Genomic DNA, 23,441 nt, shown 5'->3' with positions numbered 1-23,441 from the left:
GCTTGTCGAGGCGGTGCCAGAGCCCCGATCACGACGCCCCCGAGCGCTTAGTTTCCGCGCCGATTCGAAAGTCCGACTTTGCGGCGCCAAGCGCGGCGGCGAGCTCGTCGATGTGGTAGGGTTTCGACAGGATCCGGATTCCAGCCATTGCGGCGTCGTGAACCGCGGCTTCGGCGTATCCGCTCGTCAGCAGGACCGGGATGTCGCTTCGCCGTCTCTGAATCTCGCGCGCGAGTTCGACACCGTTCATGCCGCCCGGCATCATGATATCGGAAAACACCAGATCGACGGAGCGGCCGTCGGCCAAGGCACCGAGAGCCGCCGCAGCGCTGGCCGCGCGCGTGACCTGGTAACCGAGCTGCGCAAGCATCTCGCTGACCAGCGCGGCGACCTCGTCGTCGTCTTCGACGAGGAGAATTCGGCCATGATTGGCCTTCTTGGGTCGAGCCCTGTTCAGGTCGATGAGATGCCGTTCACCCGATGGGATATTCCTGGATCGCGGCAAATAGAGCTCGATGCTGGTGCCCTCGTCGACGATGGATTTTATTCGAACCATCCCGCGTGATTGCGTCGCAAATCCGTGGACCTGAGCAAGCCCCAGGCCCGAGCCTTTCCCGACATCCTTGGTCGTGAAGAACGGTTCGAAGACCCGCGCCAGGATCTCGGGGCTCATACCGACGCCCCCGTCCACCACGGACAGACGAACGTAGTCCCCCGCGATCTCGTTCTCGTTCAGGCCGGCCAGGTTCTCGCCACGGACAACGATCGTGCCACCGTTCGGCATCGCATCGCGGGCGTTGACCGCCAGGTTGAGAACGACCAGTTCGAGCTCTCCCGGATCGACCTCCACCGGCCAAAGCCCCTCCGGAAAATCGAACTCGACGTGAACGTCGCCTCTCAGGCTCCGATCGAGCAATTCGCGCATGCCGCCGATCTGCGCTGGGATGTCGACGGCCTCGGGCCGGAGCTTCTGCCGCCGTGAAAAAGCCAGAAGCTGCCGGGTCAGGCCGGCACCACGCTGCGCCGCCTGAACCATTCCTTCCAACAGACGACGCCGCCGATCAGGATCGGTCTGCCGGTCGAGCATGTCCAATCCACCGGAGATGACCATCAGCAGATTATTGAAGTCGTGAGCTACTCCGCCGGTCAATTGTCCGATGGCTTCGATCTTCTGGGCCTGACGAAGGGTCTCCTCGACGCGGGCGCGCTCTTCCATTTCGGCCCGCAGATGCTTGTTGGCCTCCTCGAGGGCACGGGTGCGCTCGACCACGAGCTTCTCGAGCTCCTGGGCCGTCCGCTCGCGCGCCTGCAGCAAGGTCCGAATTTCATATTGCCGCCGGCGGGCCCGCATTGCGGATTGAATTGCGCTCGTCAGCGTGATCGGCTGAACCGGGCGCTCGAGCAGCGAAACGTTGCGGAGTGTCTCGACGATGCTGCGGCGCCAGGCAACCACCGCCGGCTGTTCTCGGTGGCTGGTGAGAATGACAAAGGGCAGGTCGGACCAGGGCGGTTGCCTCTCGATCCAATGTGCCAGCGGCTGGGTATCCTTCCCGAACAAGCCCTCCTCGGCGAGAAGGACCGCGCCCACGCCCGCCGACATCTCGGTGACCAGTTCAGGCAGACCTCGACAATTGATTGCGACGAGATTCGAATTGCGGAAAAGCTCGACCGATGCCGGTCCATCGCGGCCGATCGGAGCAAACACGAGGACGCAATGATCGCGATCGGCGCTCATTCCGACAGCCCTTCCGGCATCTCCGTGCCCGAGTAACGCGGATTCCCGGAAAAGATGCCGCTGAACCCGGTCAGCGGAGGACCGACCGTAATGCCGGCACGGCCAAGACGAAACTCGCGGATGGAATTTTCATGATTGCCGCTGCGTTTCTTCACGACCGAGAGCGCACGCCGCACCGTTCCGCCGACTTCGAAATAGCGCAGCATGAGCACGGCATCGCTCAAATAGCTGATATCGAGAGCCGTTTCCATCGGACCGACCAGCCCATGCTGAGCGAGGATCAGGACGGTCAGCACGCCTTTCTGTCCGAGATAGCTCAGCAGCTCATGCATCTGGAGGATGAGAAATCGCTCATCCGGCATTGCGTTGAGGTAGCCGTTCAGACTGTCGATGATAACAATACGGGCGTTATCCTTTTCGACGCTCTCGCGCACATTGGCGGCGAATTCGCCGGGGGACATCTCGGCGGGATCGATCTGTTTAAATCGGATGAGTCCCGATTGCAGATGGTTTTCAAGAGGCAGGCCAAGCGTACGAGCTCGCGCTTCCACCGTACCGCGACCTTCATCGAAGGCAAAGAACACCGTATGCTCACCGCGATCCGCCGCCGCGATCGCATAGGTCAGCGCGAGAGAAGACTTGCCGACACCGGCGGCGCCCAAAAGCAGCGCACTGGTGCCACGCTCGAGCCCTCCTCCGAGGAGCTGGTCGAGCTCCGCATTGCCGCTCGGCGTCAACTCACCGATAAACGAGGTGTGATGTTCCGCCGCCACCAGACGGGGGAATATCCGCACCCCTCCCGCCTCGATCATGAAATCGTGGAAGCCGCCGCGAAATCGAATGCCGCGCATCTTGATCACGCGAAGCCGCCGGCGCTCCGCGCCATAATCAATGGCGAGCTGTTCGAGCATCACGACGCCATGCGCGATCGAATGGAGTTGCAGATCGTCCTGGGAGGACGAGAGATCGTCGAGGAGGATGACCGTGCAATTGCGGTTGGTGAAAAAGTGCTTCAGGGCCAGAACCTGTCGCCGGTACCGGAGCGGGTTCTGCGCAAGGAGACGCAGCTCGGACAGGCTGTCCAGCACCACGCGCGCGGGATTGATCCGTTCGACCTCCTTGAATATCAGGCCCGTGGTTTCGCTCAGCTCCATTTCGGCGGGGTGGAAGACGGTGAGCTCGCGCTCCGGGTCGAGCGTCGTTTCCGGCGGCACCAGTTCGAAGATGTCGACGCCTTGCAGCGACCAGCCGTGCCGCTGCGCAACCAGCGTCAGCTCACGCTTGGTTTCCGACAAGGAGATATAGAGCACGCGTTCACCGCAGCGGGCGCCCTCGAGAAGGAATTGCAGCGCCATCGTGGTCTTGCCCGAGCCGGGCCGACCCTCGTAGAGGTACATGCGATTGGGGTCGAGCCCGCCGTAGAGGATATCGTCGAGGCCGTCACTGCCGGTCGAAATCCTGGGCAACTCTCCGGGGTCGCTGGTTTGCGCCCGGCTCGATGAATTGATCATTGGGACCCCCCGTGAAGCTCCATCGCCGAAAAATGCGCTCCAGCCCCGAGACGGGCCGCGCGGTCAGCGGCCAAGTCGCAGCCGTAAGGCGAAATCTGGCAAAGAACGCCCAAGGCGGGTTCCAAGTTCCCGTCTCCGGCGCATGTCCGCCAGACCGTCTGAAGCGGAACCGTTCTTGTCGCCCCATTTTAGCTTTACGGTCTGACCAAGGATCCCGAATGGTCAGCGACGACAAGGCAGTTCCCCGACCCGAAAAAGCCGCGCCAGCTCACTGCATGATCGCGGCCGCGATCTTCTCCGCCGACATCAGGACCGGAAAATTGGTGTTGGCGCAGGGCACCACCGGGAAGATCGAGGCATCGACGACGCGCAGGCCCTGCACGCCCTTGACGCGCCCTTCTGGATCGACCACCGCCATCGGATCGTCGTCCCGGCCCATGCGGCAAGAGCAGGAGGCGTGCCACACGCCAATGGTCGCCTTGCGCACGAAGGCTTCCAGCGCCTCGTCATCGTTGATGACGTCGTCGAAGCTGAAACCCTCGACCACGAAATTGTCGATCATGTAGTGGCGCAGCGCTGCCGGCCCGTCCATCAGGGCCGCGGCGATCTTGGTGAGAATCCTGTTTTTGGTATTGACCACGCCGATCTTGCGCACGCGGTCGGTATAGGAGGCCGGGAACGGCTTGTCCGTTACGGCCCTGACGACGTCGCTCATCTGCACAGCCGCCATCTTGCGGAAACCGCTCATCAGGCGATCGAGGTCGCGCCGATCGGACAACAAATTGAACTCGACTATCGGCTCGGCCGCCGGATCGCGCGAGGCAAGCTTGACCTGTCCGGTCTCGGAATAGGTCTTGTTGACGAATGTCAGCAGCGATCCGATCTGCTCGCCGACGGCGTGCCAGGCCGATTTGCTGAGCAGGACGACGAACATGTCGCCTTTGGGTACGCCTTCGAGCCCGGACGAGTAACGCAGGCCGAGCTGCATGTGGCGCCTGGTGTGCTCGTTCATCCGCGCGCCGCGGCGGACAAAGGACGACAGCGAGATCGAGGGATGATCCATCAGGCGCTGGCCGACGCCCTGCAGCCCCATCAGCACGGGAATGCCCATATCCTTGAGGTGACCGACCGGGCCGATGCCGGCGCGCAGCAGATGCGCCGGCGAATGGATGGCGCCGCTGGAGAGAATGATCTCGCGGCCGCGGAATTCCTGCTCCCGCCCGTCGACCACAGCTTTCACGCCGACGCACCGCGTGCCTTCGAACAGCAACTCCCTGACTTGCGTGTTGGTGGAGATCGTGAGGTTGGCGCGCTTGCGCGTGTCGCGATCGAGATAGCCCATGGCAGCCGAGACGCGTTGCTCGGCCTGGTTCGAATGCGTCACCGGGAAAAACCCGTCGACGAACTCGCCATTCTGGTCCGGCAGGAACTGATGTCCGGCCTGTTGGAAGGCTTGCGCGAACGCCTGCGAATGCCGCGTCCAGTGCTCCCTCGGGATTCGGCGAACCGGGATCCGGCCGTCCTTGCCGTGGTACGGGCCGTCGAAATCGAGGTCGCGCTCGACCTTCTTGAAGAAGGGCAGCACATCGCTCCAGCTCCACCCCGCAGCGCCGCGCGATTCCCATTCGTCGTAGTCGGTCGGCGCGCCGCGGTTGGCCATCTGGCCGTTGATCGAGGAGCCGCCGCCAAGCACGCGTGCCTGCTCGTATTTGCGCAAGGGCGGACGCCCTACGTCCGGATTGTTGTGGCTGACGATCTGGGTCGTGACCTTGAGCTCGGTCCAGTGGAAGCGCGGATCGAAATAGGCCGTCCCCGGATAGCTGTCCCTGATCTCGGCCGGCTCGTCTCCGGGTGGTGTGTCCTGTCCGGCCTCGCAGAGCAGGACCTTGTTGGCGCTCTTCGCGGAGAGCCGGTGGGCCAGCACGGACCCCGCCGAGCCGCCGCCCACGATAATGAAGTCGTACACGATTGGCGCTTCCTCTTGTTCTTGCCCAAGAAGCGTAGCGCGTTATTGTTTTGACGTCACGTCATCGCTGCCGCGGCAAAGCGGAGCACAGACGCCGGCAACCTCGAAGGCGCCCTATCGGCAGGCACCAACCGCCAGGCTGCAACTGACGAGCTACCCAACCTGGGAAGCTTTACGGCTTCCTCACGAAGCCCGCACGCAACCGTTCGGCAAACCAGACTACAAAAATTGAAGCGAACGACAGACAGAAAAATATGCCCGTCCAAAGCAGCGCGTTACCCGCATTTGTCATGACGTCTCTCCCTCGTTTCAAACGAGACGCTTGCAGACAATCGGACGCGTGGCGTTGCGATAGATCAATTTTGCCCAACTGGCATTCGGCGGAGGTCGGCATCAGCGGCTCGCAGTGACGGCTGAAGCTACGGCCTGATCGAAAAATTCCCCGGCGGCCCCGGCTTTCGCAATGGCTCCGCCAGCCGCGCAAACTCGCACAGCAGCGACCGCGTCTTCCTGGGATCGATGATCTCCTCCACCCAGAACTTTTCGGCGGAGCGGAACGGCGAGCGCAGCTTGTTGAGGCGGTCCTGTATCTCCTCCAGCTTGGCCGCCTTGTCCTCGGCCGCATCGATGTCGGCGCGGTAAGCGGCTTCGATGCCGCCTTCGAGCGGGAGCGAGCCCCAATAGGCCGAAGGCCAGGCGTAGCGAATCGAGAAGCGGTCGGCGGGCTGATGCACCACGCCTGCGACGCCGAAGGCGTTGCGCAGGATCACCGTGCACCAGGGCACCGTGGTCTGATTGACCGCCGCCATGGCGCGAACGCCATGGCGGATGGTGCCCGCCTTCTCCGCATCGAGGCCGATCATGAAGCCGGGGCAGTCCATGAGATAGACGATCGGCAAATGGAAGGTCTCGGCGAAGTCGACCCAGCGCACCACCTTCTGGCAGGCATCAGCCGTCCAGGAGCCGCCATAGTGAAAGCTGTCGCTGGCGAGCACCATCACCGCCCTGCCCTCGAGCCGCGCCAGGCCGACCATGATCGGCTTGCCGAAATTCTTGGCGACCTCGAAGAACGAGCCCTTGTCCACGACCTGTTCGACGATCGGCCGTATCTTGTAGACCTGCTTGCGGTTGCGTGGCACCGCGCTCATTAGCGCCTCTTCGGCGCGCTCCGGATTGTCGGTGCAGGGCAAGGTCGGCGGCAGCCCGTCAACCGACGACGGCAGATAGGACAGGAATCGCCGCGCGCAGGCGAAGGCCTCCTCCTCGGTGTCGACGGCATGATCGACCGCGCCGGCGCGGGTCTGGATGTCGGCACCTCCGAGCTCTTCCTTCGAGAGGTCCTGCCCCAGCGCCTTCACCACCGGCGGACCAGCGACGAACATCGCGGACTTCCGGGTCATGATGGAATAGTGGCTGGCGGCGAGACGCGCCGCACCGAGCCCTGCGACCGAGCCGAGGCCGAGCGCGACCACGGGCACGCGCGACAAATTCTCCGTCGTGAAGCGATACCAGCGTGTGCCGCCGATGCCGCCCGGCAAGTTGGCCGCGCCCTTGGTCTCAATGGTCTTGACCGAGCCGCCGCCGCCGGAGCCTTCGATGATGCGAACGATGGGCAGGCGGAAATCATGCGCCATCTCCTCCGCCATCAGCGGTTTTGCGGAGATGGACGCGTCCGCCGAGCCGCCGCGCACGGTGAAATCGTCGCCGACCACGACGACGGTGCGGCCTTCGACGCGCGCGCGGCCGAACACGCAGTTCGCCGGCGTCAGTTTCTGCAACTCGCCGCTGGAATCGTACTCGCCGACGCCGGAGACGGCACCGATCTCGTGAAAGCTGCCTTTGTCGGTCAGTCTGTCGATACGTTCCCGAACAGTCAGTCGGCCCTGGTCATGCTGACGCTTGACCTTGTCAACGCCGCCCATCTCCCGCGCGAAGGCTTCGCGCCGGGCGAGCTCGTCGAGTTCCGGCTTCCAGTTCATTCACTCCCTCCGAATTGATCGGCTTGTTATTGTTGTGCACGGCCATGGCGACCGGTTTACGCGGGATGCGGGCGTTGAAAACGTCGCCTTCCGCGCCCTCCATCAGGCTGCCGAGCGACCGGCCGAGCGCGAGCATCAGCGGCGCGACCTCGGCATGCAGGCGCTCCTCGTCGTACATCGCCGACAGAAGACCGATCGTGATGACGACGAAGGTCTGGTACTGCGGCGACCAGATCGGCACCGCGAGCCCGTTGATATGCGGGCTCCACAGGCCGCACGCCACGACATACCCACGCTCATGCAGCGACTGCCGGTTGGCCTCGATGCGGGGCCGCAGGATTTTTGCAGCCTCGGGAGCTTCCCGCTCCATGTCCGCGATGAAGGCATCGCCGATCTCGGGCGCCAATGCCGCGGTGTAGGCAGCGCCCGCAGCGGTCGAGGCCATCGAGATACGGCTGCCGGTGCCCTCGTGCAGGCCGAGCGCAGAAGCCGAACGCGCGAACTGGAGATAGACGAGATGGAAGCGATCGGGGACCACGAAGCCGACGGTGCCCGGCAGTTGCTCGGCGACTTCCTGCAGCCGCTGGCGGATCATGGAGCGCAGTTGCGCGCCCTTCATCATCGAGGCGCTCATCGCCACCGCGCTCGGCCCGATGCGATATTTCTGATCGCGCGGCAGATAGACCAATTGCCCCATCCGCGTCAGCGTGTGCGTGAGCCGCGACACCGTCGAGCGCGGCAGGCCACAGCGATTTGAAATTTCGAGATTGCCGAGCCTGCTATCGTGGCCCTCGAAGCATCGCAACACGTCGAACGCGCGCGACACCACCTGGATGACATCACCCTCACCGGCATCGCCGGCGAGCGCACCTTGCCTACTCAACCGCTCCGAACGTCGTCCCATGATCCCTACCGCTTGTTCCGCTGTGCGGAATTAAATTCCGCTTGCAGAAGAAACTACCTCAGGCATTTTGCGACCACAAGAAGAAGGCGATGGCATGCCAGAGATTAAGATCGTTACGGAGATCGCGGGTCGCATCTGCTCAACTCCCGTGCAAGTTGGAGGAACCGTTGCGGATGGTGATGAGATTGTGCTGGTCGAAGCGATGAAGATGGAGATACCTGTGCTTTCTCCTGTGAGCGGCGAGATCACATCTATCCTGGTGAAGCTCGACGACGTCGTTGCCGAGGGACAGGCGATCGCGATCGTCGCGAACTGACTGCATTCTCCGTCGTTTCCGCGACAATCTGTCAGCCTCATTGCTGCGTTCGCGGTACGGCGTTGCCATCGCCTGATCGCGATGACATGATCTGTTTCAAACAAAACCTGTTTCAAACAAAGAAAGAAAATCGTCGCGGCAAACGCGAGGATCATTGGAGGGAAACATGCTTCGTGGGCTGATCATGCTCGCGCCTGCCTTAGTGGCGGGCCTTTCTTTTGCGTCTACACGCTATGCAGCCGCCGAAGACATCAAGCTGCCGGCGACATTGACGTTCACCGCCTATGACACCGGTACCGCCGGCTTCAACATCGCGGTCGGCGTCGGCAAGATGATGAAGGACAAATACGCGACCGACGTTCGCGTGCTCCCCGCAGGCAACGACGTCGCGCGCCTGGCGCCGCTGCGCGCCAAGCGTGCGGTCTCCGCGGCGATGGGATCGGGGACCTATTTCGCGCAGGAAGGCGTGTTCGAGTTCGGCTCCAGGGAATGGGGCCCGCAACCGCTCCAGATCCTGCTCTCATCCGTCGACTGCAATTGCGGCACGCTCGGCGTGGCCGCGGATACGGGCGTGAAGGAGCTGAAGGATCTCAAGGGCAAACGTGTCGGATTCGTCGTCGGCTCGCCGGCGCTGAACCAGAACTCGCTCGCGGTGCTCGCCTTCGCCGGCCTGACGCAGAAAGACGTCAAGGTCGTCGAGTTCGCAAGCTACGGCGCGATGTGGAAGGGCCTGATCAACAACGACACCGACGCAGCCTTCGGCACCACCATCACCGGCCCCGCCAAGGAAGCCGAGACCTCGCCGCGCGGCCTGATCTGGCCGCCGCTGCCCGCCAAGGACAAGGAAGGCTGGGCGCGGATGCAGAAGGTCGGCTCGTTCTTTTTCCCGCAGACCGCGACCTGCGGCGCCGGCATCTCGCCGGACAAGCCGATCGAGCTCGGCAACTATCCCTACCCGATCTTCGTCGCCTACGCCTCGCAACCGGCTGACCAAGTTTACGCGATCACCAAGGCGATGATCGCAAATTACGATTCCTACAAGGACTCCGCGCCCGGCGCCGGTGGGCTTGCGGCCGATCGCCAGACCAAGAATTGGGTGGTGCCGGTGCATCCCGGCGCGGTGAAGGCACTTAAGGAAGCCGCGCAATGGAGCGACGCGCAGGACACCCACAACAACAAGCTGATCAAGCGCCAGGAGGTGCTTGGCGCAGCGTGGACCGAGTACGGCAAATCCAATCCGCCTGCGGATGACAAGACATTCCTCGATGGCTGGATGAAGGCGCGTGCGGCAGCGCTTGCGAAGGCCGACATGCCGAACGGGTTCGAGGATTGATTTTGCGATGATATCGATGGTTGCCAGGAAGGCAGTTCGCCCCCTCTCCCGCTTGCGGGAGAGGGGGAGCTTGCCGCCGCGTTCGATTCAACCAACAGCCATTCGTTTTAGTAGCGGTTAGCAGCCCACGCGGGATCGATGATGTCTTCTTCCAGCCCCACCGCCCCGCAGGACGAGGCCAAGCGGATCGTATTCGACGATCCGCATGGCGCCGCCGCCAACATGCAGGAAGCGGAGGTCACGCGCGTCCGCACGCTGCGAGGCGCCTGGCGCTGGACGCTCGTCGCCGCGACCGGGGCGACCATTCTGCTCTGCATCAACCAGCAATTCTCGCTGCGCTTCTTCATCGGCTACACCCAGCTCAACACGGAATACTTTTATCTTCTGATCGCGCTGATGCTGCCCTTCACCTTTTTGATCTTCCCGGGCACCGAGCGCGCGCCGCTCGACCGCATTCCGTGGTACGACCTCGTCCTCTTCGTCGCTACTTTCGCGGCGGCATTGCTGTTGATGTCGAACGTGCGCAAGGCCGCGGAGGCCGGCTGGGAATTCGGCGGCGCGCCGAACAACGTGATCGCCGCGGGTCTCGTGATGTGGGTGATGCTGATGGAGGCGCTGCGCCGAACCGGCGGCTGGAGCCTGCTCCTGAGCGTGCTCCCCTTCACCGTCTATCCGCTGTTCGCGGAATCCAGCTGGCTCGGGCCGTTCCGCGGTACCCAGTCGACGCTGGAGCAGGCGACCGCCTATCATGTGCTATCGGGCGAGAGCCTGCTCGGCATTCCCATCCAGGCCTTTGCCGACACCGTGATCGGCTTCCTGGTGTTCGGCACCGCGCTGATGATGACCGGCGCCGGAAAGTTCTTCATCAACCTCGCCTTCGCGCTGTGTGGCACGTTCCGCGGCGGCGCGGCGAAGGTCTGCATCTTCGCCAGCGGCCTGCTCGGGATGATGTCGGGCTCGATCATCTCCAACGTGCTCACCGCCGGCACCATGACCATTCCCGTCATGAAGAAGAGCGGCTTTCGCGCCTCCTATGCCGGCGCCATCGAGGCCTGCGCCTCGACCGGCGCCGTGCTGGCGCCGCCGGTGATGGGCGCGACCGCCTTCGTGATCGCGCAGTTCCTCAATGTCAGCTACGCCGATGTCGCGATCGCGGCCATCATTCCCGCCGCGCTCTATTATATCGGCCTGTTCATGCAGGTCGATTCCTATGCCGCACGACACGGGCTGAAGGGCATTCCGCGTGCGGAGCTGCCGCGGGTCATGGATACGATCAAGGATGGCTGGTACTACGTCTTCGTGATCGCGCTCCTGATCGTGATGCTGCTCCACTTCAAGCGCGAGAGCCATGCGCCATTCTACGCCACCGCACTGCTTCTGGTCCTCAACCAGCTGTTCTCGAAGGACACGCGCTGGACTGTCGCGACCATCGGCAAATTCCTCGAGGTCAACGGCCGCACCTTCGTCGAGCTCGTCGGCATCCTCGCCGGCTGCGGCCTGCTGATCGGCGCCTTCTCCATGACCGGCGTGGTGTCGAGCCTCGCCAACGACCTGCTGCGCATCGCCGGCGACAATCCGTTCCTGCTGCTCGGCATGTGCGCCCTCACCAGCCTGATCCTCGGGCTCGGGCTGACCACGACGGCCTGCTACATCTTCCTCGCCATCCTGGTCGCGCCCGCGCTGGAGAAGCTCGGGCTGAACAAGATGGCCGTGCACATGTTCATCTTCTACTGGGGCATGCTGTCGTCGATCACCCCGCCGGTCGCGATTGCTTCATTCGCAGCCGCAGGCATTGCCGGCTCTCCTGCGATGAAGACGGGCTGGGAATCGATGTGGGTCGGCAGCATCATCTATTTCATCCCGTTCTTCTTCGTGCTCAATCCGGCGCTGGTGCTGCAGGGGCCGAGCCCCTATTTCGCCGGCCTCGGCTTGATGGCGCTTGCAGCGTTCGGCACGCTGTTCATCTGCGGCGGCATCCAGGGCTACCAGCCCTTCGTCGGCGATCTCCGCGGCGCCGGTGCGCTGGAATGGCCGATCCGCGTGCTGCTGGTGATCGGCGGGTTCGTGGTGGCCACCCCCGGCGGCGGCATCATGCCGCTGTCCCAGCTGCAGGTGACGGCGCTCGGCCTCGCCATCCTCGTCCCCACGGTTTTGCTCGCCCTGCTGCTGGTCCGGCGGCAGACCATGGTGCCGGACGGGTTGCGCGTGCCCTGATTGCGTTGCACAAAGAGAGGCGATGAAACCGCTTTCGCCCCTCGCCACCGCCTGGACCCGTTCGAAGCCGCCTTTGCTGCGGTTTCTGGACAATTGCCTCAACGAATTCTCGGCGGAGACCTCGGGTGCGGTCGCCGACTACATTCCCGAGCTGAGCAAGGCCGATCCTGCCTGTTTTGGCATCAGCCTCGCGACCCTGGACGGTCACGTCTACGAGGTTGGCGACTCCAGGGCGCCCTTCACCATCCAGTCGATGTCAAAGCCGTTCGTGTTCGCACTGGCGCTGGACCTGCTCGGCGCAACCAGGGTCGAGGGCGCGATCGGCGTCGAACCTTCAGGCGATCCCTTCAACTCGATCCGGCTCAATTCGGAGAACCATCCGTTCAACCCGATGGTCAATGCCGGCGCGATCGCCTGCACCGGGCTGATCCACGACAGCAAGGGTCCGGACGCCTTCGAGCAAATTCGCCTCGCGCTCAGTCGTTTTGCCGGCCGCGACCTCGCCGTCGACGAGGCCGTCTACGCTTCCGAAAGCCAGACCGGCGACCGCAACCGCGCCATCGGCTATCTCCTCAAGACCAATGCGGTGATCTCGGACAATGTCGCTGCCGTGCTCGACGTCTATTTCCGGCAATGCGCGGTGCTGGTCACCGCGCGCGACATCGCGGTGATGGCGGCAACGCTCGCCAACCGCGGCGTCAACCCGGTCACTGGCGAGCAGGTGCTGACGCCTTACGCGATCTCGCGCACGCTGTCGGTGATGACGTCGTCGGGCATGTACGACTATGCCGGCGAATGGATCTACCGGATCGGCATCCCTGCGAAGAGTGGCGTCGGCGGCGGAATTCTCGCCGCTCTCCCCGCCCGCCTCGGGCTCGGCAGCTATTCGCCAAGGCTCGACAAGCACGGCAACAGCGTGCGCGGCATCAAGGTGTGCGAGGCGCTGTCCTCGCATTACGATTTGCATATGCTCAACCGCAGCGACGATGCACGCAACGCCGTCATCGCCGACTACGACATCGGCAAGAGCCCGTCGCGGCGCGTGCGCCGCCCGCAGGAGCGCGATATTCTCGCGGCCCACGAGCAGGAAGTGCGGGTCATCGAGCTGGTCGGCACGCTGTCGCTGTCGGCGGTCGATTATGTCTCGCGCCGGCTTGGCGGCCGGCCGCGGCCGCAATTCGTGATCTTCGATCTGCACCGCGTCACCTCCACCACCCGCGCCGGAGCGCGGCTCGTGGCAGAAGCGTTCGAGGAGCTGGCGGCGCTGAATGTGACCGTCGTCCTGTCAGGCGTCAGGCGCGCCACCAAGGAATGGGACAGCCTGCGAGAATGGACCGCCGAGCTCAAGAACGTCCGCGACTTCTATTTGCTCGACACCGCGATCGAATGGGCCGAAGACCAGATCGTCTACCGCTACGGCGGCTCGATCGATTTTCATGAGACCACGGAGCTTGCCGAGCAGCCGCTGCTCGAAGGCCTTAACGAGAAAGAGCTGACCGAACTCGGCGCGACCTGCACCATCAGGACGTACCAATCCGGCGCAAAGATCCTCACCACAGGCGATCCCGCCAATTCCCTGTTCTTCCTGCGCAGCGGCGCGGTCCACGTGACGCTGCCCGACGGCATCCGGCTGGCGACGCTCACCGCCGGCATGGCGTTCGGCGAGATGGCGCTACTGGAGCAGACCCGCTCGGCCGACGTCTTCGCCGATATGGCGGCGACCGCCTTCGAAGTACCGCTGAAGGATTTCGAGCGTTTCCGCGAGCAGCACCCGCGGGCAAGCGAGCGCATCATGCGCAATCTGGCAAAGCTCCTGGCCGACCGCCTGATTGTCGCCAACGCCAAGGTCGATATTCTGACGTCCACCTGAGCGCGCCTCGTCCTTCGAGACGACCGCTTCGCGGTCTCCTCAGGATGAGGCTAAGCGGCATCGGCACGCGTTGAAACCGCGCGCTCGGTCCTCATTCTGAGGGGCCCGCCTGCGGCAGGCGTCCCGAAGGATGGCCGCAGGGAAAATCGTCCCTCTAGCGGCCCGCCGCCTCGCTGATCCGCCGATTGATCTTGGCCGCACTCGCCTTGAGCAATTCGGACGGCTGCTGACCGGTCGCCGCACACAGGCAGGCCCAGTAATAGATGACGTCCCCGAGCTCTTCGACGAGGCCTGCCTGGTCGAGCCAGTCATCGCGCAGCAGCTTCTTGATGTGCTCGGCGACCTCGCCGGATTCGCCGGCGAGACCGAGGCCCAGATAGGACAGCCGTTCGTTGGACGGATGCTCATCGACTTTCGCAATGCTCGCGGCCCAGGCCGCGTATTCATCGATCGTCATCGGCAAACCTCGCCGCGGTTTTTGGATCAGCCCACCACTTCCGTGACGGGCTGGAGATCAATCTCGAACGTCTCGAGGAATTTCGAGGTCATGATGTAGAAGCCGACCGAGAGCTGCAGCTCGACCAGCGCGGCCGGCGTCAGTTTTGACGCGATCGCCTTGAAGGTCGCACCCGTCGGCTTGTTCAATTTCACGATCTCGTCGGTGAAGGCGAGCGCGGCGCGCTGGGTCTCGTCGAAACAGGTCGCGGCCTGCCAGTTCTCGAGCGCCTCGTTCTGCTCGTCGGTGACGCCGACATTCTTGCCGATACGCTTGTGTGCGACGATCTCATACGGCGCCTCGCACAGGATGCCGGTTCGGGTGATCGCGAGCTCGCGCACGATCGGATCGAGCTCGCCCTTGTGACGGATGGCGCCGCCGAGCCGACAGTACTGCTCAAAATAGCTCGGCGAATGCGACATCATCCGGAAGATGTTGGCATTGCGATTCTTGTCGAGGATTTCGCGGGTGCGGTCGGATGCCTTGGACGGGTCGCTGTAGTTGATGCGGGCCATGATTTTCCTGAAGTTTTTCCCTAAGCCTTGATTCTTTTTGTCGTTCGCGGCGAAAGTTCCACGAAACTGTATTCTTGCGCGTCCGCAGGAGCAACAACATCGAGTCAAAATGCCGCCGCATTGCTGATCGACCTTGGCACAGTCGATATTCGCTGCGTGGGGACTTGATCGCAGCGAATACTCGCAAGGGGTGTTCCGAGTAGAAAACAATTGGCCGTCGGGTGCGCTAGTCGCGCAACGATGAGTCACGCCCAAGTCTAGGGAGAAAATGGCATGAAGGAAGCCACCAAGGGGGCGGCCTCGGAGGCGCTCGCGCATATGCTGGCGGTGATGGCGATGCTCGTCATCGCCAGCATCCTGTTCTACGGGCGTTAGTTAAAGAGTCGAGTGAGAGCTTTCGTCATTCCGGGGTGGCCCTCGCACAGGCCAGGCCCAGAATTCCCGTTCCAGGCTCGGTCCTTTGGACCGCTCCCGAATGACGAATCCCACTAGTCGCTCTTGGCAGTAGCCCGGATGGAGCGAAGCGCAATCCGGGAAAGTCTATCCACGAGGTGAGAACCCCGGATTTCGCTGCGCTCCATCCGGGCTACAGCGTCCCAATCCCACTATTTGGCTTTGGCGAAGAACGGCACCAGTTTTCCGGCGAACGGTTTGAAGCTCACATTGACCTCGTCGCCGATGGCAAGATCCTTCTCACCATGCGCCATCATGCGAAAACCCTCGGCGCAATCGACCAGCAGGATGTTGTAGGGCACGTGTGCGCGCGTCTCAGGCGTCGCGGCCCGGCAAACCAGCGACGTCGCGTAGACCCTGCCCTTGCCGCTTGCGCGCTGCTCGCGCGGATCGGACGCGCCGCAGACCGCGCAGAAGGCGCGACGAAAATACTGCACATGGCCGCATGCGGTGCAGGTCTGAAAGGTGATGACCTGCTCACCTTGGGTCCAATCCGCGATTCGCTCGTTCATCGCAACCGCTCCAGGAACATGGTCACGTGGGACGACAGCACGCCGCCATCGCCGTGCAGCAGCGCGATCGAGGCATCGCGGACCTGGCGATTCGCCGCCCGTCCCGTCATCTGCAGATGGGCCTCGACCAGATGCGCCATGGCGCCGCCGACGCCGCAATGACCGTAGCTGAGCAGGCCGCCATGGGTGTTCAGCGGCATGGCGCCGTCGCGGCTGAAATGGCCGGCGCGCACGCGCGCGGCTGCCTCGCCCCGACCGGCGAGGCCGAGGTCTTCCAGCAGCATCGCGAGCGTGATCGTAAAGCTGTCGTAGATCGCGGCGTAGCGCACGTCGGAGATCGCCAGGCCGGTGGCCTCCTTGGCGCGGGCGACGGAGATCTCGGCGCCGAGTTCGCTCAAGGCGGGCGCCGCTGTGACGTGCTGATGGGTATGAGCCTGGGCACAGCCGCGAATGCGCACGCCGGCTTCTCCGGTGCGCTCGCGGCTGATGACGAAGGCGGCGCCGCCATCGGACACCGGGCAGCAATCGAGCAGCTTCAGCGGCATTGCCACCGGCTTCGAGGCCATGACATCAGTAACCCCGATGGGATCGTGGAATTGCGCACCGGGATGGGTGCAGGCGTGGGCGCGCATCAGCACCGCGAACTCGGCGAGGTCTTCCTCCGTGACGCCGTATTCGTGCATGTAGCGGGTGGCGACCAGACCGTAATAAGCAGGAATGGTCGGGCCGAGCGGCACCTCGTAGTCGGGATGGCCGACCTGCGCCAGCGCCTGGATCGAGGCATCGCGGCTCTGCCCGGTGAGGCGGTTCTCGCCGGCCACGACGAGCACATTGCGAGCGACGCCTGCGTCGACGAGATGATGGGCGAGCATGGTCATCGCGAGCCCGGTCGCGCCGCCGACCTGGACCGCGTGGGCGTAACTGGGACGAATGCCGAAATGCTCGGCAAAGACGGTCGCCAGCATGATGTGCGGCGAGACGGTGGAGTAGCCGCAGAGGATGCCGTCGATCTCGGTGCGCTTAAGCCCGGCATCGTCGAGCGCGGCCTGCGCGGCCTTGCTCATCAGGTCGAGCGAGGACGAGCCTTCGTGCTTGCCGAAAGATGTGAGGCCGACGCCGGTGATGAAGCTCATGGGCGTACCTGTGCATCGTCATTCCGGGGCGGCGAACGGGTGACGCCATCGCGGACCATGGCGTCGATCTCGTCCGCGGAATAGCCGGCCTCACGCAGGATTTCCGCGCCGTGCTCGTTGAGCTGTGGCGCGAGCCGCACCGGTTCGGCCTCGGTCTCGGACCAGGTCGCCGTCACTCTCATGCTCCGGATCGGCCCTTCAGTTGGATGGTTCACCACCGGGAAAAAGTTGGTCGCCTCCAAATGTTCATCGTGCAGCATCGACGCGAGGTCGTGCATCGGCATCACCGGCACGTCCGCCTGGGTCAGCAGGTCGATCCATTCCGCCGTGGCGCGCGTCTCGAAGATGCGCGCGAGCTCGGCATAGACGACGTCGATGTTGGCGGCGCGGCCGGCGAAGCTCGCGAACCGGGGATCGGCGCGCAGGTCGTCGCGTCCCGTCGCCTCGAAGAAGTTTTCCCACTGCTTGTCGTTGTAGACGATGACGCTGAGATAGCCGTCGGCTGTCTTATAGGGCCGGCGGTCGCGCGAGAGGTGGCGAGCGTAACCGCCCTTGTCGAGCGGAGGCTCGTAGGTGAGCCCGCCCATGTGGTCGCCCATGACGAAGCCGGCCATGGTCTCGAACATCGGGATGTCGACGCGCTGGCCGCGTCCGGTGCGGTCGCGGTGCACGAGGCTGGCGCAGATCGCGCCCACGGCGGTCAAGCCTACGATGCGATCGACCAGTGCGTTCGGCACGTAGCGCGGCACGCCGTCACCGGTCTGCGCCATCAAGGCCGGCAGCGCGGTGGCGCCCTGGATCAGATCGTCATAGGCGGGTTTTGCAGCATACGGCCCGTCCTGACCGAAGCCGAACACGCCGGCATAGACCAGACGCGGATTGATCTTGGAAACAACGTCATAGCCCAGTTGAAGCCGCGCCATCGCCTGCGGGCGGACGTTGTAGACGAGAACGTCGGCGTCTTTCAGCAAGCGCAGCACCGCCTCGCGGCCGGCGGGCTTCTTCAGGTCGAGGCAGATCGAGCGCTTGCTGCGGTTGGTGTTGAGGAACACCGGGCCCATGCCGGCGTGCCGCATCGGACCGATCAGGCGGGTGACGTCGCCGTCCAGAGACTCCACTTTGATGACGTCTGCGCCGTAGTCGCCGAGCATCTGGGTCGCATAGGGGCCCATCAGCACGGTGGTCATGTCGACGACCTTGATACCCTTCAGCGGCCCCATCGTTCGCTCCCGATTGCACGGGCTCAAGTAAGCCCTGCGATTTCGGTCCAGCTAACGGCAGCGGCGGCGCGTACGCAAGGGCGGCCGGCGTATGGCCGCATGCGCCGGCGGCGAAAGGGCCGCTATTTCTTCTGACGGGATTCGCGAACCTTGAGGAGACGGTCGAGCTCCTCATTCTGCTGGTTGATGCGGTCCGCGATCCGCGACTCGTTCTGCTCACCCGAGGCGGCCGCGGCCTGCTCGATGAGCTGGCGGATATTGTCCTGGAGAATCGCGATGCGATCGTTGAGTGCGTCCATCGACAGCGAATCTTCGTAGTCATTGCTCATGATGCATCCCCTGGAAATCGATCATGAGCTTTAAGGGCCCCGGGCGGGCCCACCATGATCTAGCGCAAGAAGAAGGTGGGCACGGCGCTTCGCGCTTTGCCCACCCTGCAGCCCTTACTTCAGCGGCTCCAGCACGGAGACGTAGTTGGCGACCGCGGCGCCGCCCATGTTGAAGATGCCGCCGAGTTTTGCATTTTTGAGCTGCATGCCCTCAGGCGCTTGGCCGGCGAGCTGCATCGCAGTCATCACGTGCATGGAGACGCCGGTGGCGCCGATCGGATGGCCCTTGGCCTTCAGGCCACCGGACGGATTGACCGGCAGCTTGCCGTCCTTGAGCGTCCAGCCTTCCTTGATGGCGCGGGCACCCTGCCCCCTCGGCGTCAGGCCCATCGCTTCGTACTCGATCAGCTCGGCGACGGTGAAGCAGTCATGGGTCTCGACGAAAGAGAGATCGGTGAGCGCAACACCCGCCTTCTCCAGCGCGCGCTGCCAGGCGACCGTGCAGCCCTCAAACTGGAGGATGTCACGCTTGGACATCGGCAGGAAATCCTGGGCGTGCGCGGTGGCGCGGAAGCCGATCGACTTGCTCATGCCCTTGGCGGTTTCCGCGTCGGCCAGCACCAGGGCAGCGGCACCGTCCGAGACCAGCGAGCAGTCGGTGCGCTTCAGGGGGCCGGCAACATAGGGGTTCTTCTCGCTCTCGGCGCGGCAGAACTCGAAGCCAAAGTCCTTGCGCATCTGGGCGAAGGGATTGGCGACACCGTTCTTGTGGTTCTTGGCCGCGATCAGCGCCAGTGCGTCGGACTGGTCGCCGTATTTCTGGAAATAGGAGCTGGCGATCTTGCCGAACACGCCAGCGAAGCCGCCGACGGTGTCGCCGTCCTCAGGCAGATAGGACGCCTTGAGCAGATTCTTGCCGATCTCCGGCCCCGGCGTGCGCGTCATCTGCTCGACGCCGACAACGAGGACAATCCTGGCCGCGCCGGCCGCGATCGCACGCACGCCCTGATGGACGGCGGCGGAGCCGGTGGCGCAGGCGTTCTCGACCCGGGTCGCCGGCTTGAAGCGCAGCTTCGGGTCGGCCTGAAGCACCAGCGAGGCGGTAAAATCCTGGGGCGAGAAGCCGGCGTTGAAATGGCCGAGCACGATCTCGTCGACATCGCCGGCCGAAATGCCGGCATCCGCCAGCGCCTCATTGGCGACCTTCACCACAAGGCTTTCCACGGTCTCGGTGTCGAACTTGCCGAACGGCGTATGCGCCCATCCGACGATGCTGGCGGTCATGGTCTTTCTCCCTGGCGCTCTCTTGCTGAGCTAAGTCTTAGCTCACGGATGGCAAGACTTCACGCGGGTTTAAGGGCCTGGAGGGTGCGCTGGCAGATGGCAGTTATGCCGGCCCAGTTCCCGGCCCTGATCTCCGCCGTCGGACACAACCAGGAACCGCCGACCGCGACCACATTGGGCTCGGCGAGCCAGGTCGCCGCATTGGCCTCGCCGACGCCGCCAGTGGGGCAGAACCGCACGTTCGGGAACGGCCCACCCAGCGAGCGCAGCCCCTTGATGCCGCCGGCCTGCTCGGCCGGAAAAAATTTTGCGACGTCGAAGCCGTAGGACAGCGCCATCATCAGCTCGGACGCCGTGGCGATACCCGGCGCAAACGGCAAGGAGCTGTGGGTGGCGGCCTTCAGCAGGTCGGGGGTCATACCCGGGCTGATGCCGAACGCGACACCGAGCTTCTCGACGCGGGTGAAGTCTGCCGGATTGAGAATCGTGCCGATGCCGACCACCGCCTCGGGCACCTCGGCCATCATCGCCCTCGCCGCCTCGATCGCAACGGGGGTGCGCATGGTCACCTCCAGCGTGCGGATGCCGCCGGCAACCAGCGCACGCGCCAGAGGCACCGCATCCTGGATCCGCTCGATGGTGAGGACGGGAATGACGGTCGCGGCCTTGAACAACGCGACGAGGTGGTTCTGCTGGGCAGTGGTGGTCATCTTGGCTTTCGTTTCACTTGGTCGCTTGACGCGTCGTCGCCGGCCGGTGCCGTTTCTTCGGCGGCATGGCATAACCCGGAATGATGGCGCCGGAATAGCAGATCACGAGGCTGGCGAGGCGGTGCCCAGCCTGGGCAGCCTCGACCGGGTCGGAACCGGCGAGCCGCGCCGCGATATAGGCCGCCGCAAAGCTGTCGCCGGCCGCGGTGGTGTCGACCACGGGTTTGGTCATGGGCTCGGCGCGGACCTCGTAGGGCCCCCCGGGAAAACGCAGCAGGCTGACCGGCTCGGCGAGCCGGAACACCAGCTCAGGGCTCGGGATGCGCGCCATCAGCTGCTCGCGGCTCTCGCCGGGATAAAGGGCGAGCAGATCTTCGGTCGAGGTCAGCACGATGTCGGCAGCCGCGAAGGCCGCTGCAAACACCTCACGCGCGACATCGCGATCCGGCCACCCCCGCGCGCGAAAATTGGTGTCGAACACGAATCGAGTGCCGAGCAGGCGCGCGCGCTTGATCGCCGCGAACAGGCGCTCGCGCCCGGCCGCGTCGTAGATCGAGAGCGTGATCGCAGAGAGATAGACGATGTCGTAGCTCATCAGGGAGTTGAGGAGATCGTCCGTCTCCGGCAGATTCATCAGCTGGCGCGCCGCCGCACTGTCGCGCCAGTGGAAGAACTGGCGCTCGCCCTTCGCATCCACCTGGATCATGTAGAGGCCGGGCAGCTTGCCCGGCAGCCGCGCGACGCGCCTCGTGCCGACGCCCTCCGCAGCCCAGGCCGCGATCATCTCATCGCTCAGGGCATCGTCGCCAAGCGCCGTGAGATAATCGACCTTGACCTCGAGCCGCGCGAGGTACACGGCCGTATTGAGGGTGTCGCCGCCAAATCCACGCGAGTAGAGACCCCCGCCCTGCCCGCTGGAATGTCCGGCGGATTGTCCACCCTGGGCCTGCCGGAGCTCGACCATGCATTCGCCGATGCAAGCAACGCTCGCCATCACTTTACCCGCTCAGTCAGAGATCAGGCGACGAAATTGCCGCCGAGCTCGTCTTCGATGTGAATGCGGATGATGTCGTCGAAAGTCTTCTCGGCGGTGGTGAAGCCGAGTTCGAGCGACCGCTTTGCATTGAAGTTGCGCGGCCAGCCGCCGACGATGCCGACGATGAAGGGATCGGGCTCCCGCTTGATGCGGGCGGCGACCTTGTCGCCCGCCACGCGCTTCAGCGCAGCGATCTGCTCGCCGACCGTCGCCGAGAGGCCCGGCATGGTCAGGTTGCGGCGCGGCCCCACCGCGGCGAGGTCCATGGTGCCGGCATGCAGCAGGAAGCCGACGGCGGAGCGCGGCGTGGCATGCCAGTGGCGGACGTCCTCGGAGACCGGCAGGACCACCTCCTTGCCGGCAAGCGGCTCGCGCAGGATGTTGGAGAAGAAGCCCGATGCTGCCTTGTTGGGCAGGCCTGGCCTGATGCAGATGGTCGGCAGGCGGATGCCGATGCCGTCGAGAAAGCCGCGGCGGGAATAGTCGGCCAGCAGCAATTCACCGATCGCCTTCTGCGTGCCGTAGCTCAGAAGCGGCGTGTGGAAGAACTCGTCGCCGATCGCATCGGGGAACGGCGCGCCGAACACCGCGATCGAGGAGGTGAAGACCACGCGCGGCTTGTAACCGCCGCCCGCGAGCCTGACGGCATCGAGCAGCATCCGCGTGCCGTCGAGATTGATGCGGTAGCCCTTGTCGAAATCGAGCTCGGCTTCGCCCGAGACGATCGCCGCGAGATGAAAGATCACGTCCGGACGGCCGGCGATCAGCTTTTCGGCCGCACCCGGGACGGCGAAATCGCTCGACACGGTCTCGACGGCAAAACCGGCCTTCTCCGGCGTCTTCGGCTCGACCACGTCATGCATGGTCAGCTTGGTGATGTCGCTCTTGCCGAGCCGGCCGTCGCGCAACAGCCGTTCACACAATTTGCGGCCAACCATGCCGGCGGCGCCCAGAACCAGAATGTGCAAGAGCCTACTCCTTCTTATTGGCCGGAACGCGCCGCCCTTGGCGATTCATCCTGGCGCGCCCTCAAGGCAGGCCCCGCGATCATTCCTTCACGGCGCCGGTCATCGCCGACACATAATACTCCACGAAGAAGGAATAAAGGATAACTACGGGAACCGAGCCGGTCAGAGCCGCCGCCATCAGCGCACCCCAATGATAGACGTCGCCATTGACGAGCTCGGTGATCGCGCCGACGGGGATCGTCTTGTTCTCGGACGAGGAGATGAAGGTCAGCGCGTAGATGAACTCGTTCCAGGACAACGTGAAGGCGAAGATGCCCGCCGAGATCACGCCCGGCAGCGAAAGCGGCAGCGTGATCTTCATCAAAATCTGCAGCCGCGTCGCTCCGTCGATCAGCGCACACTCCTCCAGCTCATAGGGGATGGTGCGGAAATAGCCCATCAGGAGCCAGGTGCAGAACGGGATCAGGAAGGTCGGATAGGTCAGGATCAGCGCCAGATTGCCGTCGAACAGGCCGAGCTGAAACACGATCGCCGCCAGCGGAATGAACAGGATCGAGGGCGGCACCAGATAGCCGAGGAAGATCGCAAGGCCAACATAGCGCGAGCCCTTGTAGCGCAGGCGCTCGATCGCATAGGCGGCGCAGACGCTGGCGAACAGCGAGATGAAGGTCGAGGACACCGAGACGATCACGGTGTTCCACATCCAGAGCGGATAGTCGGTGTCGAAGAACAGCTTCTTGATGTGCTCCAGCGTCGGATGCACGATCCAGAACGGATTGTACTTTTCGTAGTCGTACATTTCCGCGTCCGGCTTGAACGTCGCGACCGCCATCCAGTAGAACGGGAACAGCAGGAAGAAGATGATCAGGCCGAGCGGAAGGTAGACCCGAAAAAACTTCCGCGGGAAGCTCTCGAGGTAGTCCATTCCGACGCTTTGGTCGTCTGCCGTGGTCATGG

The 23,441-nt window shown here is 64.0% G+C and carries 20 protein-coding genes; 4 read left to right on the top strand and 16 right to left on the bottom strand.

Annotation, left to right across the window (positions count from 1 at the left end):
* Positions 1-28 precede the first annotated feature (28 nt).
* The 5 genes from C7G41_RS14145 to C7G41_RS14125 form a co-directional block, all read right to left on the bottom strand.
* Positions 29-1,735: a response regulator gene (locus tag C7G41_RS14145; RefSeq protein ID WP_106943164.1), complete on the bottom strand. Its 1,707-nt coding sequence runs from the start codon at positions 1,733-1,735 to the stop codon at positions 29-31.
* Positions 1,732-3,246: an ATPase domain-containing protein gene (locus C7G41_RS14140; RefSeq protein ID WP_106943163.1), complete on the bottom strand. Its 1,515-nt coding sequence runs from the start codon at positions 3,244-3,246 to the stop codon at positions 1,732-1,734. The genes C7G41_RS14145 and C7G41_RS14140 overlap by 4 nt, the downstream gene beginning before the upstream one ends.
* 268 nt (positions 3,247-3,514) lie before the next feature.
* On the bottom strand, positions 3,515-5,212 hold the full coding sequence (locus C7G41_RS14135) for a GMC family oxidoreductase (protein WP_106943162.1): 1,698 nt from the start codon (positions 5,210-5,212) through the stop codon (positions 3,515-3,517).
* A 419-nt stretch (positions 5,213-5,631) separates the two neighbouring features.
* Positions 5,632-7,191, bottom strand: a complete 1,560-nt coding sequence (locus tag C7G41_RS14130; protein ID WP_106943161.1) for an acyl-CoA carboxylase subunit beta — start codon at positions 7,189-7,191, stop codon at positions 5,632-5,634.
* On the bottom strand, positions 7,121-8,095 hold the full coding sequence (locus C7G41_RS14125; protein ID WP_106943160.1) for an IclR family transcriptional regulator: 975 nt from the start codon (positions 8,093-8,095) through the stop codon (positions 7,121-7,123). The genes C7G41_RS14130 and C7G41_RS14125 overlap by 71 nt, the downstream gene beginning before the upstream one ends.
* Before the next feature lie 94 nt (positions 8,096-8,189).
* On the opposite strand from C7G41_RS14125, the gene C7G41_RS14120 reads away from it, so the two are divergent.
* The 4 genes from C7G41_RS14120 (at position 8,190) to glsA (ending at position 13,828) form a co-directional block, all read left to right on the top strand.
* Entirely contained in the window at positions 8,190-8,411 is a 222-nt protein-coding gene (locus C7G41_RS14120; protein ID WP_106943159.1) for an acetyl-CoA carboxylase biotin carboxyl carrier protein subunit, read from the top strand.
* A 166-nt stretch (positions 8,412-8,577) separates the two neighbouring features.
* Positions 8,578-9,744, top strand: coding sequence for a TAXI family TRAP transporter solute-binding subunit (locus tag C7G41_RS14115; protein ID WP_106943158.1), 1,167 nt, complete (start codon positions 8,578-8,580; stop codon positions 9,742-9,744).
* Positions 9,745-9,882: 138 nt separating this feature from the next.
* Positions 9,883-11,958, top strand: coding sequence for a TRAP transporter permease (locus C7G41_RS14110; RefSeq protein WP_106943157.1), 2,076 nt, complete (start codon positions 9,883-9,885; stop codon positions 11,956-11,958).
* Between the two features lie 22 nt (positions 11,959-11,980).
* Positions 11,981-13,828: a glutaminase A gene (glsA, locus tag C7G41_RS14105; RefSeq protein WP_106943156.1), complete on the top strand. Its 1,848-nt coding sequence runs from the start codon at positions 11,981-11,983 to the stop codon at positions 13,826-13,828.
* Between the two features lie 154 nt (positions 13,829-13,982).
* Here the strand turns inward: glsA and C7G41_RS14100 are convergent, their stop codons facing one another.
* From C7G41_RS14100 to C7G41_RS14050, 11 genes are all read right to left on the bottom strand, one after another.
* Positions 13,983-14,285 (bottom strand): nucleoside triphosphate pyrophosphohydrolase family protein, encoded by a 303-nt coding sequence (locus C7G41_RS14100; protein WP_199198368.1) that lies wholly within the window; start codon positions 14,283-14,285, stop codon positions 13,983-13,985.
* Between the two features lie 26 nt (positions 14,286-14,311).
* Positions 14,312-14,839: a carboxymuconolactone decarboxylase family protein gene (locus C7G41_RS14095; protein WP_106943154.1), complete on the bottom strand. Its 528-nt coding sequence runs from the start codon at positions 14,837-14,839 to the stop codon at positions 14,312-14,314.
* 605 nt (positions 14,840-15,444) lie between these two features.
* Positions 15,445-15,804, bottom strand: coding sequence for a Zn-ribbon domain-containing OB-fold protein (locus C7G41_RS14090; RefSeq protein ID WP_106943153.1), 360 nt, complete (start codon positions 15,802-15,804; stop codon positions 15,445-15,447).
* Positions 15,801-16,937, bottom strand: a complete 1,137-nt coding sequence (locus tag C7G41_RS14085) for a thiolase family protein (protein ID WP_106943152.1) — start codon at positions 16,935-16,937, stop codon at positions 15,801-15,803. The genes C7G41_RS14090 and C7G41_RS14085 overlap by 4 nt, the downstream gene beginning before the upstream one ends.
* A complete protein-coding gene (locus C7G41_RS14080; protein WP_106943151.1) occupies positions 16,934-18,157 on the bottom strand; it encodes a CaiB/BaiF CoA-transferase family protein in 1,224 nt (407 codons plus the stop codon). The genes C7G41_RS14085 and C7G41_RS14080 overlap by 4 nt, the downstream gene beginning before the upstream one ends.
* A gap of 122 nt (positions 18,158-18,279) precedes the next feature.
* Positions 18,280-18,486 carry a hypothetical protein gene (locus C7G41_RS14075; RefSeq protein WP_106943150.1) on the bottom strand — a complete coding sequence of 69 codons (207 nt, stop codon included), beginning with the start codon at positions 18,484-18,486 and terminating at the stop codon, positions 18,280-18,282.
* Between the two features lie 114 nt (positions 18,487-18,600).
* Positions 18,601-19,770 carry an acetyl-CoA acetyltransferase gene (locus C7G41_RS14070; protein WP_106943149.1) on the bottom strand — a complete coding sequence of 390 codons (1,170 nt, stop codon included), beginning with the start codon at positions 19,768-19,770 and terminating at the stop codon, positions 18,601-18,603.
* A 59-nt stretch (positions 19,771-19,829) separates the two neighbouring features.
* Positions 19,830-20,480 (bottom strand): bifunctional 4-hydroxy-2-oxoglutarate aldolase/2-dehydro-3-deoxy-phosphogluconate aldolase, encoded by a 651-nt coding sequence (gene eda, locus C7G41_RS14065; RefSeq protein WP_199198367.1) that lies wholly within the window; start codon positions 20,478-20,480, stop codon positions 19,830-19,832.
* Between the two features lie 13 nt (positions 20,481-20,493).
* Positions 20,494-21,474, bottom strand: coding sequence for a sugar kinase (locus tag C7G41_RS14060; RefSeq protein ID WP_106943147.1), 981 nt, complete (start codon positions 21,472-21,474; stop codon positions 20,494-20,496).
* A gap of 23 nt (positions 21,475-21,497) precedes the next feature.
* A complete protein-coding gene (gene denD, locus C7G41_RS14055; RefSeq protein ID WP_106943146.1) occupies positions 21,498-22,484 on the bottom strand; it encodes a D-erythronate dehydrogenase in 987 nt (328 codons plus the stop codon).
* A 79-nt stretch (positions 22,485-22,563) separates the two neighbouring features.
* Complete coding sequence (locus tag C7G41_RS14050; protein ID WP_007592322.1) at positions 22,564-23,439, bottom strand: carbohydrate ABC transporter permease; 876 nt, start codon at positions 23,437-23,439, stop codon at positions 22,564-22,566.
* Between the last annotated feature and the right edge of the window lie 2 nt (positions 23,440-23,441).

The organism is Bradyrhizobium sp. MOS002, from assembly GCF_003020115.1.
In the GTDB taxonomy this organism is placed as follows: domain Bacteria; phylum Pseudomonadota; class Alphaproteobacteria; order Rhizobiales; family Xanthobacteraceae; genus Bradyrhizobium.
Note: the sequence above shows the minus strand (reverse complement) of the source record. Positions and strands in the feature narration are given on the sequence as shown.

Bases quoted from the DNA above. Each gene is read 5' to 3' on its own strand.
- C7G41_RS14145 (WP_106943164.1), bottom strand. From the start codon at position 1,735: ATGAGCGCCGATCGCGATCATTGCGTCCTCGTGTTTGCTCCGATCGGC.
- C7G41_RS14140 (WP_106943163.1), bottom strand. From the start codon at position 3,246: ATGATCAATTCATCGAGCCGGGCGCAAACCAGCGACCCCGGAGAGTTG.
- C7G41_RS14130 (WP_106943161.1), bottom strand. From the start codon at position 7,191: ATGAACTGGAAGCCGGAACTCGACGAGCTCGCCCGGCGCGAAGCCTTC.
- C7G41_RS14125 (WP_106943160.1), bottom strand. From the start codon at position 8,095: ATGGGACGACGTTCGGAGCGGTTGAGTAGGCAAGGTGCGCTCGCCGGC.
- C7G41_RS14120 (WP_106943159.1), top strand. From the start codon at position 8,190: ATGCCAGAGATTAAGATCGTTACGGAGATCGCGGGTCGCATCTGCTCA.
- C7G41_RS14115 (WP_106943158.1), top strand. From the start codon at position 8,578: ATGCTTCGTGGGCTGATCATGCTCGCGCCTGCCTTAGTGGCGGGCCTT.
- C7G41_RS14110 (WP_106943157.1), top strand. From the start codon at position 9,883: ATGATGTCTTCTTCCAGCCCCACCGCCCCGCAGGACGAGGCCAAGCGG.
- glsA (WP_106943156.1), top strand. From the start codon at position 11,981: ATGAAACCGCTTTCGCCCCTCGCCACCGCCTGGACCCGTTCGAAGCCG.
- C7G41_RS14100 (WP_199198368.1), bottom strand. From the start codon at position 14,285: ATGACGATCGATGAATACGCGGCCTGGGCCGCGAGCATTGCGAAAGTC.
- C7G41_RS14095 (WP_106943154.1), bottom strand. From the start codon at position 14,839: ATGGCCCGCATCAACTACAGCGACCCGTCCAAGGCATCCGACCGCACC.
- C7G41_RS14090 (WP_106943153.1), bottom strand. From the start codon at position 15,804: ATGAACGAGCGAATCGCGGATTGGACCCAAGGTGAGCAGGTCATCACC.
- C7G41_RS14085 (WP_106943152.1), bottom strand. From the start codon at position 16,937: ATGAGCTTCATCACCGGCGTCGGCCTCACATCTTTCGGCAAGCACGAA.
- C7G41_RS14080 (WP_106943151.1), bottom strand. From the start codon at position 18,157: ATGGGGCCGCTGAAGGGTATCAAGGTCGTCGACATGACCACCGTGCTG.
- C7G41_RS14075 (WP_106943150.1), bottom strand. From the start codon at position 18,486: ATGAGCAATGACTACGAAGATTCGCTGTCGATGGACGCACTCAACGAT.
- C7G41_RS14070 (WP_106943149.1), bottom strand. From the start codon at position 19,770: ATGACCGCCAGCATCGTCGGATGGGCGCATACGCCGTTCGGCAAGTTC.
- eda (WP_199198367.1), bottom strand. From the start codon at position 20,480: ATGACCACCACTGCCCAGCAGAACCACCTCGTCGCGTTGTTCAAGGCC.
- C7G41_RS14060 (WP_106943147.1), bottom strand. From the start codon at position 21,474: ATGGCGAGCGTTGCTTGCATCGGCGAATGCATGGTCGAGCTCCGGCAG.
- C7G41_RS14050 (WP_007592322.1), bottom strand. From the start codon at position 23,439: ATGACCACGGCAGACGACCAAAGCGTCGGAATGGACTACCTCGAGAGC.